The organism is Flavobacterium sp. TAB 87 (assembly GCF_001529295.1).
In the GTDB taxonomy this organism is placed as follows: Bacteria; Bacteroidota; Bacteroidia; order Flavobacteriales; family Flavobacteriaceae; genus Flavobacterium.
The window spans coordinates 1-13,753 of sequence record NZ_LLWK01000016.1 but is presented as its reverse complement, the minus strand read 5'-3'; the positions used below and the strand labels follow the sequence as shown (position 1 = coordinate 13,753).

Annotated in this window: 12 protein-coding genes; 6 read left to right on the top strand and 6 right to left on the bottom strand. The window is 31.3% G+C overall.

Going from position 1 to position 13,753, the window contains the following annotated elements:
• The 6 genes from AP058_RS00285 to AP058_RS00260 form a co-directional block, all read left to right on the top strand.
• The coding region (locus tag AP058_RS00285; protein ID WP_066305425.1) for an IS3 family transposase at nucleotides 1-535 on the top strand (535 nt) is incomplete at its 5' end.
• A gap of 266 nt (nucleotides 536-801) precedes the next feature.
• Nucleotides 802-2,529, top strand: coding sequence for a class I SAM-dependent DNA methyltransferase (locus tag AP058_RS00280; protein ID WP_066305422.1), 1,728 nt, complete (start codon nucleotides 802-804; stop codon nucleotides 2,527-2,529).
• Nucleotides 2,530-2,704: 175 nt separating this feature from the next.
• Nucleotides 2,705-3,658 carry an Abi family protein gene (locus AP058_RS00275; protein ID WP_066305420.1) on the top strand — a complete coding sequence of 318 codons (954 nt, stop codon included), beginning with the start codon at nucleotides 2,705-2,707 and terminating at the stop codon, nucleotides 3,656-3,658.
• The gene (locus AP058_RS00270) at nucleotides 3,649-4,941 is read left to right on the top strand and encodes a restriction endonuclease subunit S (protein WP_066305417.1); all 1,293 of its coding nucleotides are present in this window, start codon (nucleotides 3,649-3,651) and stop codon (nucleotides 4,939-4,941) included. The genes AP058_RS00275 and AP058_RS00270 overlap by 10 nt, the downstream gene beginning before the upstream one ends.
• Nucleotides 4,942-4,952: 11 nt before the next feature.
• Nucleotides 4,953-6,623, top strand: a complete 1,671-nt coding sequence (locus tag AP058_RS00265; protein WP_066305414.1) for an RNA-binding domain-containing protein — start codon at nucleotides 4,953-4,955, stop codon at nucleotides 6,621-6,623.
• Between the two features lie 115 nt (nucleotides 6,624-6,738).
• Nucleotides 6,739-9,750 (top strand): type I restriction endonuclease subunit R, encoded by a 3,012-nt coding sequence (locus tag AP058_RS00260; protein ID WP_066305409.1) that lies wholly within the window; start codon nucleotides 6,739-6,741, stop codon nucleotides 9,748-9,750.
• Nucleotides 9,751-9,785: 35 nt separating this feature from the next.
• Here the strand turns inward: AP058_RS00260 and AP058_RS00255 are convergent, their stop codons facing one another.
• The 6 genes from AP058_RS00255 to AP058_RS00230 all read right to left on the bottom strand — a co-directional run bounded on the left by AP058_RS00255 (nucleotide 9,786) and on the right by AP058_RS00230 (nucleotide 12,624).
• The gene (locus tag AP058_RS00255) at nucleotides 9,786-10,196 is read right to left on the bottom strand and encodes a hypothetical protein (RefSeq protein WP_157492516.1); all 411 of its coding nucleotides are present in this window, start codon (nucleotides 10,194-10,196) and stop codon (nucleotides 9,786-9,788) included.
• Between the two features lie 269 nt (nucleotides 10,197-10,465).
• A complete protein-coding gene (locus AP058_RS00250; protein ID WP_066305405.1) occupies nucleotides 10,466-10,885 on the bottom strand; it encodes a hypothetical protein in 420 nt (139 codons plus the stop codon).
• 3 nt (nucleotides 10,886-10,888) lie between these two features.
• Nucleotides 10,889-11,287, bottom strand: coding sequence for a hypothetical protein (locus AP058_RS00245; protein WP_157492514.1), 399 nt, complete (start codon nucleotides 11,285-11,287; stop codon nucleotides 10,889-10,891).
• Between the two features lie 48 nt (nucleotides 11,288-11,335).
• Nucleotides 11,336-11,764 (bottom strand): tetratricopeptide repeat protein, encoded by a 429-nt coding sequence (locus tag AP058_RS00240; RefSeq protein ID WP_066305403.1) that lies wholly within the window; start codon nucleotides 11,762-11,764, stop codon nucleotides 11,336-11,338.
• A 51-nt stretch (nucleotides 11,765-11,815) separates the two neighbouring features.
• Nucleotides 11,816-12,229 (bottom strand): hypothetical protein, encoded by a 414-nt coding sequence (locus tag AP058_RS00235; RefSeq protein ID WP_066305401.1) that lies wholly within the window; start codon nucleotides 12,227-12,229, stop codon nucleotides 11,816-11,818.
• Nucleotides 12,230-12,231: 2 nt separating this feature from the next.
• The gene (locus tag AP058_RS00230) at nucleotides 12,232-12,624 is read right to left on the bottom strand and encodes a hypothetical protein (protein ID WP_066305398.1); all 393 of its coding nucleotides are present in this window, start codon (nucleotides 12,622-12,624) and stop codon (nucleotides 12,232-12,234) included.
• Nucleotides 12,625-13,753 lie beyond the last annotated feature (1,129 nt).

Below are 13,753 nucleotides of genomic sequence, written 5' to 3'. Positions count from 1 at the left end.
CGTATTAAATAGAGAGTTTATTGTAAAAATGCCTTCAAAAGTTTGGGTTTCGGATAGTACTTATATCCAAACTAAAGAGGGGTTTGTATACCTGACCACTATTATGGATTTATACGACAGAAAAATTATTGGTTGGAGTTTAAGTGACGCAATGAATACAGAAGAAACTACGCTTGGAGCTTGGAAAATGGCGGTTAAAAACCGAGATGTCGATGAAGGTTTGATTTTTCATTTTGATAGAGGTGTCCAATATGCCAGTAAAAAGTTTGTAAATGTTCTTGATTCCTATAAAAAAATAACTCGCAGTATGAGTCGTAAAGGAAATTGCTGGGATAATGCTGTGGCGGAAAGCTTCTTCAAATCTTTGAAAACGGAATTGATTTATGGGAATAAACTGATTTCTAAAGAACAAATGAAACTGGAGATCTTTGAATACATTGAAATTTGGTACAATAGAAAAAGGAGACACTCTGCTTTGAATTATGCAACTATTGAAGAATTTAACAATCAAATTAATTACAAAAATGTAGCTTAACTTATACTGCAAGTTTTATTTGCATATCCAAGCTTGGATTTATCCCCACGATTAAATCAGAAGTTTGGAAGTAAAAAATGGTAAGCTTGTTTTTTTAAGTCAAAATATCATTAAAAGTGGGTATTGGTATTACGATCTTAAAATAATTTCTTTAACCTATTATCAAATGATAATGTAGTAGGATAATTTACATGATTTGTAATTATATACAGTCAAAAAATCGTTAACTTATGCTATATTTACCTTTTTAGAATTTAAAATAAAATATGAAAAACGTTAAAGAATCAGCCAATTTTATTTGGTCAATTGCAGATTTGTTAAGAGGTGATTATAAGCAAAGTGACTATGGTAAAATCATACTTCCTTTAACCGTTCTGAGACGATTAGATTGTGTTTTAGAGGTAAGCAAAGAGGATGTTTTAAAGAAATTTGATAAACTTAAGACTACTACTATTGAGAACCTAGACCCAATTCTTAATAAAACTGCTGGATACAATTTTCATAACCGCAGCCAATTCAGCTTTGATAAACTGGTTGCTGACCCTAATAATATTGCTGCCAACCTTCGTAACTATATCAATGGATTCTCTGAGGATGCTAGAGAAATAATCGAACAATTTGAGTTTGATAACCAAATCAATAAAATGGATGACAATAACTTGTTATTCATGGTAGTAAAGCGTTTTCAAGAAGTAGACTTACATCCAGACCGTATTTCAAGTATGGAAATGGGTTATATGTTCGAAGAGCTGATTCGAAAGTTTGCCGAGATTTCTAATGAAACGGCTGGGGAACACTTTACCCCTCGTGAAGTAATCAAATTGATGGTAAACATCTTGTTCCTTAATGATAGAGAGATTTTAACTACCAAGGGAATCACTAAAACTATTTATGATTGTTGTGCTGGAACTGGTGGGATGTTATCTGTAGCCGAAGAATATTTAAATGAGTTAAATCCTGATGCCCGTTTAGAGGTGTTTGGTCAAGAACTCAACCCAGAATCCTATGCGATTTGTAAGTCAGATTTACTGATTAAGGGGCAAAATGCTTCTAACATCAAGAAAGGGAATAGTATCTCTGATGATCAATTAGACAATCATAAATTTGATTACCTAATAACCAACCCACCATTTGGTGTAAAATGGGAAAAATTTGCCAAACCAGTAAAGAAAGAACATGAAGAACTTGGTCATGGTGGACGATTTGGAGCGGGATTACCTTCTGTAGGTGATGGTTCATTTTTGTTCTTAATGCAATTAATGGCTAAGATGAAACCAGCTGATTTAGGTGGTTCACGACTAGCATTAGTGTTCAACGGTTCGCCACTGTTTTCTGGCTCGCCTAGCAAGTCTAAAAACGAAAGTAGTATTCGTCAATGGATTATAGAAAACGACCTCTTAGAGACTGTTATTGCACTTCCTAATCAACTGTTTTATAATACAGGAATCAGTACGTATATTTGGGTTGTGTCTAATAAAAAACCTAGAGAACGTAAAGGAAAAGTTCAATTGATTAATGCTATTGATTTCTCTAAAAAAATGAGTAAATCATTGGGTAATAAACGTAATGAGATAAGCAATAAGCAAATAGCTGAGATCACTAAAATATACGGTGATTTCAAACCCAACGAGTATTCTAAGATATTTAATAACAAAGATTTTGGTTATGCCAAGGTTACAGTAGAGCGACCAGAACGCAATGCCAAAGGGCAAATCGTAACCGACAAAAAAGGCAATCCAAAAGCCAACTCTTCCTTACGTGATACTGAGAATATCCCATTAACAATGGACATTCAAGAATACATGAAAAAAGAAGTCTTACCACATGTTCCAGATGCTTGGATTGATGAAACTAAAACCAACATTGGTTATGAAATAAATTTCACTAAGTATTTCTACCAATACAAACCTTTGCGTTCATTGGATGAAATTCGTAAGGACATCATGGCGATTGAGCAAGAAACAGATGGTCTACTTAAAAATGTTATTGGTTAATAGCTGGAATAAAAAAATTAGATAATGATAAAAAATAGTTATACATTTGCACCCCGCTTAGAAGCAGTAGCTTCTTTTCACATAGACTATTCTTTCGAATTCACAATAATATACCTTCCAGGCTTGTATTTATACAGCACACTTGGGAGGTTTTTTCATTTTAAAAGATTGACTTATGGAGTATAACAAACCCCCATTAACCCATTTAGAGCAAGCTGAACTTTGGAAAAGTCGAGGTCTAAAGCTAGAGGATAGGTCACGTGCTATAAGATACTTAACTAACATTAGCTATTACCGATTAAGTGCTTATGCGATTCCATTTCAAAATGACAAAGATGTTTTCAATGAGGGAGCTTCCTTTTCTCATATATTGAATCTTTACCTTTTTGACAGAGAGTTAAGACTGATAATTTTCAATGCAATCGAAAGATTAGAAGTGTCTTTTAGAGCTCGAATGGTGTATCAGTTGTCCCATAAGTATGGATCTCACTGGCAAGACAATGCTAAAATCTATAAAGATCCGCACCGATTAAAAAACAGAAAAACAGGAGAATTTTTTACCGTTGATATTTTTAGTGAAATACAAGACATGATTGGCAAAAGCACCAAGGAAAAACATCCTGAAACCTTTATTAAACATTACAAAAACACCTATAATAAGCCTACAAACCCACCTTCATGGATGTGTTTAGAAGTGCTAACTTTAGGGCAATTATCAAAGCTATACAACGGTTTAAAAGATAATGTAGACAAACAAAATATCGCTACTGACTTTGGTGTACACCATGCTGTTTTTTCTTCATGGTTACATACTTTGACCTATGTTCGAAATATTTGTGGACATCATGGAAGACTTTGGAACAGAGAAATTGCCATAGAGCCGTTGTGGTTACTAAAACCAAAAATGCCATGGATAAGTGGTGAATTCGAAAATGTAACCAATCGAACTTTTTACGCACTTTGTATTATTAAATACTTATTGAATACAGCCAACCCATCACATCATATCAAACAGCACTTTATTGATTTGATAAAAAAATATCCTGACACACCGATCCAATTTATGGGAATACCTAGTACTATGGAAGCGAAATTATTTAACTGGGAAAATGAACCGTTATGGAATTAAAGAAATACGATAACTATAAAGATTCTGGAATCGAATGGATTGGGGAGATTCCTGAACATTGGGAAGTTAAACGTCTTAAACATATTGTAGAAACGGTAAAAACTGGCTCTACACCACCTTCAGAAGAAATACAATATTTTGAGCCAAAAGAAATTAATTGGTTTGGTCCTGGTGATTTTGATAATTTAATATTAGAGGATTCAAAGAGAAAAATATCACAATTAGCTATTAATGAAAATAAATGTAAATTATTCCCAGCTCATTCTATTTTATTAATTGGCATTGGAGCCACCGTTGGCAAAATTGGGATTGTATCAGAAGCTTGTTCTTCAAATCAACAAATAAATGCTATTATTCTAAAGAATGAATATATTCCTAAATTTTACATGTATTTTTTATCAACCATAAAAGATATAATAGTTATGGAAGCTTCGTCAGCTACGTTGCCAATTTTTAATCAAACTCAAACGAATAATTTACTACTAACCATTCCATCGTTAGACGAACAAACTACAATAGCCAACTACCTAGATCAAAAAACCACACAAATAGACCAACTCATCAATAAAAAAAAGCGTTTCATTGAATTACTACAAGAAGAACGTACCGCAGTGATTAACCAAGCCGTAACGAAAGGTCTTAACCCAACTGTTAAGATGAAGGATTCGGGTATTGAATGGCTAGGTGAAATTCCTGAGCATTGGGAGGTGAAGAAAATCAAATATATCTGTGATTTAATTAATGTTAGAGCAACTGAAAAACCTGAATATGTTCTTGCTCTAGAAAATATTACAAATTGGACAGGTGAAATCATTGGTAATCCATTTGAAAATAAGATGGAAGGTGACGCTATACTATTTGAGACCAATGATATATTATTTAACAAACTCAGACCGTATTTAGCTAAAGTTGTAAAAACAAGTAGAGATGGCGGATGCGTTGGTGAATTATTGGTACTAAGAGCAAAAAATGATGTTTCACCTGATTTTTTATATCAGCGGCTAATTTCCGAGATGATTATCACAATTGTAGATAATTCAACTTACGGAAGTAAAATGCCAAGAGCAAGTTGGGATAAGTTTATTAGTAACATATATGTTGGAGTCCCACCTATTTCCGAACAAATAGCAATTGCAGATTATATTAAGGATAAAGCTTCTGAAATTGTGAAATTAATTGAAAAATCTCAACAAGAAATCGAGTTATTAAAAGAATACAAAACGGCACTGATTAGTGAAGTAGTTACTGGTAAAGTTGATGTTAGGGATGTTGCTTTAAATTAAAGAGAAAGAGTATGAGTGAAGCAGATTTAAAATTATTGATAAATCATTTTCGAAATCAAATTTCGGAAACGGAGTGTGTGGAGTTCAAAGAAGCCAAAACGAATTATGACTTTAGTAAATTGGGTAAATATTTTTCGGCACTATCTAACGAAGCCAATCTAAAAAATCAAGAATCAGCTTGGTTGCTTTTTGGAATTAAAGACAAACCAGTCCCAAGACTTATAGTGGGTTCAGAATATAGAAAAAACAGAGCAGATTTAGATAGTTTAAAAGCCGAAATAGCCAACAAAATTACCAATCGAATCACATTTACTGAAATTCACGAAATTACTTATCCCGAAGGCAGAGTAATTGCTTTTCAAATTCCACCAGCACCAAAAGGTATTCCCGTCGCTTGGGAAGGGCATTACTTTGGTCGTGATGGTGAAGAAATTGGTGCTTTAAATTTGGTTGAATTAGAAACTATTAGGAGTCAAAGTACTAAAATAGATTGGTCGGCACAAATAATACCTACTGCAACAATAGACGACTTAGACCCAAAAGCAATTGGTAAAGCTCGACAAGAATACAAAGAGAAAAATCCAAAAAAAGCAACTGAATGTGAGACTTGGGACGATATTACTTTTTTAAACAAATTAAAAATCACAATCCAAGGTAAAATTACCAATACCGCTATTTTATTATTAGGACGAGAAGAAGCATCCCATTTTATCAATCCAGCAGTAGCTAAAATTTCTTGGATTTTAAAAGACGAGCATAACCTAGAGTTAGATTATGAACATTTTAGTGTTCCGTTCTTACTGAATTCTTCTGAAGTTTTCTCAAGGATTAGAAACTTAACCTATCGATACATAAAAGATGATTCACTCTTTCCTACCGAAGTTAAAATGTATGATTCTTTTGTAATACGTGAAGCATTGCACAACTGTATTGCTCATCAAGATTATAATTTACAAGGACGCATTACGGTTGTTGAAAAACCAGATGAACTAATATTTTCTAACGTTGGTAGTTTTCTTCCTAAAAATATAGAAACGGTTATACAGCAAGATGCACCACAAGAATATTATAGAAATCAATTTCTGGCTGATGCAATGGTAAATTTAAATATGATTGATACCATTGGTAGCGGTATAAAACGAATGTTTATTACACAAAAAAATCGATTTTTCCCGATGCCTGATTTTGATTTGTCTGATACAAAAAAAGTAGTGGTTAAAATAGCTGGTAGAATTTGGGATGAGAATTACACCAAGTTACTGATGGCAAAAACAGATTTAGATTTAAAAACAGTTGTTCTGTTAGATCGATTTCAGAAATCATTTGCGATGAGTGATGATGAAATCAAACACCTAAAAAAACTAGGACTAATTGAAGGAAGAAAATCTAATTTGCATATCTCAGCATCTATGGCTAATGTAACAGGAGAACGTAGTGATTATATTAAACTAAGAGGGTTGAAAGATGATCATTACAAGAAAATGATACTTGAATTTCTTGATAAATATAAGACAGCTACAAAACAAGATATTGATAAGTTGATTTTAGATATACTTCCAGATATTTTAGATGAAAATAAAAAAGCAAATAAAGTTAAAAATCTAGTACATGCAATGTCAAAGAAAGATCAAACCATTGTAAACACAGGTACTAACAGATATCCTGTTTGGAAGAAAGTATAGCTAAAAAGCATGGTTGTTTAGATAAATTAGATATACTTTAGATATACTTTAGCTATACTTGGAGTATATTTTAGTAATTCTCTAAGAGCAATAAGAATAAGAAATAGATTGAATTATGGCAAAAGGAATACATACAGAACTGACCTTTGAAGCAGCAATTGAAGAATCTTTACTAGATTTTGGAGGTTATACCAAAGGACTATCATTAGATTTTGATACGCAACTAGGATTGTTTCCTACTTATATCACTGATTTTCTTAAAACATCACAAGCAGTGGCTTGGGGTAAACTAGCCAATATTCATAAAGATGAAGTAGAGAAAAAAGTCATTCAAAGATTGGTAAAAGAAATTGAACTTCGTGGTGTTCTGGATGTAATAAGAAAAGGGTTTACTGATTATGGGGTAAAGTTTCAAATGGCTTATTTTAAGCCTGAAAGTTCACTTAATCCTGAAGCAGAAACACAATATCTATTAAATCATTTATCGGTCACTAGACAGCTTTATTACGAGCGTGTGGGCAAGAACTCCCTCGATATGGTTTTGTCCTTAAATGGACTACCAATTGCTACTATCGAACTTAAAAATCAGTTCTCTGGTCAGTCTGTAGATAATGCTAAAAAACAATATGTGTATGACCGTGAGCCTAATGAACCTATCTTTCAATTTAAAAAAAGAACACTAGTACATTTTGCTGTAGATACGGATGAAGCATTCATGACCACCAAATTAGATGGGAAGAAAACACGTTACTTGCCTTTTAATTTAGGGTATAACAACGGTGCAGGTAATCCACCTAATAAAAACGGCTACAGAACATCCTATTTATGGGAACAAGTTTGGTGTAAAGATAGCTTCATGGACATCATTGGTAAGTTCCTTCACCTTAGTGTTGAAGACTTTGAACTTAATGGTATAAAGAAGAAAAAAGAAACTATCATATTCCCGAGGTTTCACCAGATGCAAGTAGTTCGTAAAATAACCAGTGATGCCAAAGTAAATGGAGCTGGAAAAAATTATCTAATTCAACACTCAGCTGGATCAGGAAAATCTAATTCAATAGCTTGGTTATCTTATCGTTTATCTAGCCTTCATGATGCTGATAACAATAGAATATTCGATTCAGTCATTGTAATTACGGATCGAAAAGTATTAGACTCACAATTACAAAATACCATTTATCAATTTGAACATAAAGATGGTGTGGTTCAAAAAATAGATAAAAATTCACAACAACTAGCTGATGCACTTACGGCTGGTTCAAATATCATTATCACTACTTTACAAAAGTTTCCGTTTATTTTAGAGAAAATTGGCGAATTACCAGCCAGAAAATATGCTGTAATTGTAGATGAAGCTCATAGTTCACAAGGTGGTGAAGGTGTTAAGAAACTAAAGGAGGTACTATCATCTAAATCATTGGAGGAAGCAGAAAAAGATGAAGCCTACACAGGACTGGAACAAGATGCCGAAGACGAAATAAGAAAATCTATGCTCGCAAGAGGTAAACAAGATAATTTAAGTTTCTTTGGTTTCACCGCTACCCCAAAACCAAAAACAGTTGAAGTGTTTGGTACAAAAGGAGCTAATGATAAACCAGAACCGTTTCATTTATATTCAATGAAACAAGCCATTGAAGAAGGTTTTATCTTGGATGTTCTAAAAAACTATACTACTTATAAAACCTATTTCAAGTTATCTAAAGAAATTGAAGATGACCCAAAAGTGAACAAGAAAAAAGCAGCTAGAGCCATTGGTCGGTTTATGTCATTGCATCCTCATAATCTAGCCCAAAAAACGGAGGTAATGGTAGAACATTTTAGACAGATTGTGTCAAAAAAAATAGGTGGTAAAGCCAAGGCTATGGTAGTAAGTAGTTCAAGACTACATGCTGTAAGATACAAAGAAGAGTTTGATAAATATATCAAAGAAAAGGGATACACGGATATAAAAACCATTGTTGCTTTCTCTGGTAAAGTAATTTATGATATGTCACCAGCTGGTGTGACTGAAGTAGAATTAAATGGCTTTGCTGAAAAGGAATTACCTAAGAAATTTGGTTCAGATGAATATCAATTATTGCTGGTAGCTGATAAGTATCAAACAGGCTTCGATCAGCCATTGTTGCATACTATGTATGTGGATAAAAAGCTATCTGGAGTAAAAGCAGTACAAACCTTATCTCGTTTAAATAGAATGTGTGCTGGAAAAGAAGATACTTTTGTACTGGATTTTGCTAATGATAATGAAGATATTCTAAACTCGTTTCAACCGTATTATGAGTTAACGACTATTAAAGAAAACTCAGACCCCAATCATTTATACGACTTAAAATCATTAATTGATAACTCTAAAATCATTTGGGAATCAGAAGTAGATAATTTTTGTAATGTATTTTTTAAATCAGCTAAATCTTTATCGGTTTCAGAGCAAGGTAAATTAAATTCATATGTAGATCCAGCTGTAGAGCGATTTAAAGCATTACCACAGGAAGCATCAAAAGATAATGTAGTTGGAACAGAAGGAACACAAGAAGACCTTAAAAACACCTTACAAGTATTTACTAGAACCTATTCGTTTTTAACTCAAATAATGCCGTTTACAGATATCGAGTTAGAGAAATTATTTACCTACACTAAGTTTCTAATTAAGAAACTACCTAGGACAAGTGAAAACGATAAATTTAAATTAGGTGATGAAGTATCATTAGAGTATTATCGATTACAAAAAATAGCCGACAATAACATTTTATTGGAGGATCAAGCCGTTTATGAACTAGAAGGTGGGGGAGCAGCTGGAATTAGAATGTCAAAAGAGGAAGAAGCAGCACTATCGGAAATAATTTACGTATTGAATAAAAAATTTGGAACAGATTTTAGTACAGCTGATAAGCTATTTTTTGACCAGATTATTGAAGATTTAGTTGCAGATAAGTCTTTGTCTTTACAAGCAAAATCTAATACAATCGATAATTTTAAATTTGGTTTTGATGACAAATATTTAGATAAATCAATAGAAAGGATGGAGCAGAATCAAGATATTTTTGCCAAGATGATGAATGATAAAGAATTCGGTGCAGCTGTAAAGAGTTATATGTTAAAAGAGGTATATAGTAGGTTGAATCAGTAATTTGATCAAAGATATTTAATACTCAAAATAATATTTTAAAACTGTTTATTTTGAAAATCGTTTTTTTTAGTAAAATACATTTTTAGTACTATTAACATCCAGAGGAAAGTAAAAATAACTAAACCAGTAATATTCCACTTAATATCGTGAATATCGAAGCGACCGTGTATTTTTTTATGAAAAAACTTGTTAGAATATGCCTGACCTAACTCTATGATAAATCCGAAAATTGCTAATCCAATAAAAATTATTATGTGCTTTAAAATTTTGGTATTTAAGAATAATACATTAAAAAAAGCAGCGGCTATGAAATAGAAACTAGCATGTAGTTGTTTATCAATTTTTCTAAAAGGTACTGGTAGTTTTAACATAAATCCAGCTATAGCTAAAACAAAAAAAAAGCTGATCATCAAGTATTTTTGTCTTACGGATAAATTGATTTTCATGAGATAATTATGTTGATGCTGTTTTTAATTTTTAAGTTAGTATTTACATAATCTTACATAATAAATAAGCAAGACTATTATTAGTTTTTAATTCTAGTTATAACCTTTCTAGTGTTACAGCGTAAACAGTATAATTCTCCTTTAATTTAGAATTAAACATTAATTTAAAGGAATTACTCTGATAGTAATAAAGTATTGTGTTTTCGAAACTTTCTGTTTTAATTTCTTTGTAATTATTATCTTCACAACTATTTTTTATTAATAAATATTCAGACAAATCGGTTGTCTGGAAGCTTACCAAAAAAAAAATTTGAAGTTCCATTTTTCATTGCATAAGAAATGTACTTTGTATCGTTTTTATAGACAACAGATTTAAATGACTCGTAATCATTTGTGGAATAGAATAAATATTTATTATTAGAAGACCAATCTAGAAAATCTCCATTTTTCATATTCAGTAAATATTCTAATTTTTTAATAGACATTTCTTGACTTGTATCGTCAAATGCGATATCTGTAATGTTAGTGCTTTCTAATTGATCAGAAGTCGTATCTAAATTAAGTGGTAACTTTGAAGTTGTTTCAATAACCTCATTTTGCTCAATTGTAATATTCTTGTTTTCTTTTTTGGGTTGAGACAAACAAGAAACAATCAATAAACTGGAAAATAATAAAATATGCTTTTTCATGGATTATTTTAGCTCGAAATTAAAATAATTAAAGAAACAAAGTACGGAAAAGATAGTGATTGATATTAGAAAACCAAATTTGGCATCTTTCTTAAATGATTCTACGTAATAATACAACTTGTTTGAATATTTATGGAACTCTCCATTTTTATAATATATGTCCATCTTTTGAAATCCATTTCCTTCAGTCTCAATTTCATTGTCAAAATATGTTTCATAGTTTATTGACAACAAAGTTCCATCATTGAGCGGTCTGTAACTGAATTCACCTAAATGTTCAAGTCCAAATAATATCCCAAACCCAAAAACAAAAGATATTATTAGATTTATTATTGAACTTTTTCTGATTATAATTGTTTTTGTTGGTATGTAATCTTCTGTTTTTCTGTTTTTCTTTCCCATGATGACTTTAGCGTTATTTTTCAATTAAATTTTATAGCAAATAAATCGCTAATTACAAAATCTTTTATATCCAGTACAAGCATCGTCGTTTCCTAAATTACATGCCTTTTTAAAGTATAAACAAGCGTTTGGCTTATCATTCATCTTTCCATATATGATAGCTGCTTTCATGGTTGCATCGATATGATTAGAATTTAATTGAATTGCTTTTTTATAGTTAAATAATGCATTTTGATAGTCCATTTTGCCTTCATAGATATTGCCTTTTACATAGTAAGAATCTGCATTGGTAGGGTTTAATTTTAGAGATTTATTTATCTGTACTAAGGAATTGTCATAATCTCCATTAATTAATAATTTTAATGCATAATTGTAGCTTGTCTCATAATCGGTTTTCCTTGAAGATCCTTGACTATAAGATGAATTTAAAAAGAGCGTACAGAAAAGTATTAAGGTTAAAATCAAATTTGTTTTCATGAGTACTAATTTTTTAATTAGAGTGTAAATTTTGTGTGCTTATTAATAGACTTATTCTATTAAATCATTAATCTTTTTGTGCTTGTAAATTGTCTGCAATAGAATATTTTCATTAAACTGTAGTCGGTTTAAATATCTAGTAATGATTGATAATTCATGACTAGAAGGTATTCCGTTACAGTTGGCATATTCAAACACGAGTAAGAATAGAAATTCTTTCTGTAGATCGGGTAGATCTTTCAATATGGATAAAAATCCTAATCCTTCAAGTTCCAAACAGTCGGTGGTCTTAATACCAATTTCTTTAGCATAATTTTCAATAAATAGTCTTTTTAATTTTCTGTTTTCTTTTGAAAAAGTAGTAACAAGAAGATAAAATAAAAACAAAACTGTAGCTCTTTTTTGTTCTTGTGATAAAGGTTTGCTATCGTCATATACTGAACCAACTGGAGTGAACTTATCCATTTCTAGTTTACTTGGTTAACAACATTAATTTGATAAAGATTTACTTCGTTTTCAATTAAACTGATCATGTGACTCTGTGGCATAGTTTCTGGAAATGTCCAATGAAGTGAGTGTTGACCAAACTCTGAGCTATTATGACTCCAATAAATTGTGACGTCCTCGAAGCCATGAGCTACTGTAAAGCGAGTTACGGCTGAATAATTTTTTGCCACAAAAGTTATCCTCATCTTTTCCTTATTTTCTACTACAAGTTCTGGAATGGTATAAAAGTATTCTATCAATTCATCATATTTAACATAGAAACCACCGCTCAGTTGCACATTTTTTGCTTCTTGCTGTTTATCTGAAAAAAAAATAAAAGCAAGGAAAATTACTATTACAATAATCCAAATCATATTTTTATATATTTCTTATTTTAATTTTTCAAGTTCTAAATCAACACCTGACGCATTCCAATATATTTTTGTAGATGATATTTTCGTAAAATTCACTGTAGTGGTAATAACACCATTATTGGCTATTATGGAAGCTTCATAAGTTGTAGAAGTTGATTTGTCTCGGGGTGGTAATCTAACCTAAAATCTTTAAAGGCTTTATGTAAAATTTTTAGATCTAATTTTTTTACATCTAAATCAATTCTCTTCATAAATTCAATAGTATCCATAATAGATAAAATTGGACTATTTTTTTCTGGGTGTGTAGTTACTTTCACAGTTTTGATTTTTGTCGGTACAGAAGTAAACAAAATATCTGATATACGCAAGTATTTTCTTTGTTTTTTGTTGAAGATATTTTATTGTTTAAGTAGAAAGTGCTTATTAACTATTTGAATTATTTCATTAATTAGTAGTTAATGTGTTCTTGTTTATTGTAGTGTGTACGTTTGATGATACTAAATAGTAGGTCTATTAAGTGTTTAATGATATTGTATATTAATACACTTATACTACATATACCTAAATTTATATATTTCTCCTTCTACAGGGACATAGCCACCTTAAATGTTTTTAGTGTTGCGACAAAGTTTTTGGTGTCCCCCCCGTACTTTTATTGTGTTTTTACCTTGGTGATAAATAGGTAATAGGTTTAGCAAGTAATTTTGAGGATTTAATTATCAATTGCAATTCTAAGTAATTAACTGTACATAAATTGTACAATTTATAAAATAAAAAATCCCTAAATCACTGATTTTCAGTAATATTAGGGATTTAATTTGTGACCCCAAAAGGACAAATTACGCACCTTTTTATGGAGGATTTAAAGCTATTGGCTTATTTTATGTAGTTACTATCTTTCATTGGCTTTATGAATTTGGTTTGGATGTCTTGTTGGGGATTCATCTGTTTTTCGGAATGTGAATTAGTCAATGAAAAATTTGTACGTACTAATTAAAAAATCATAAAAGGTCAAGAAATAACCTTAAATGTAATCCGTAAAATTTAAGAGAAAGTTTTTAATTAAGTGATGATAGAACAAATGTATCAGAACTGGCAAGAGAGGTGGAAATAACAAGTCCCCAATTAC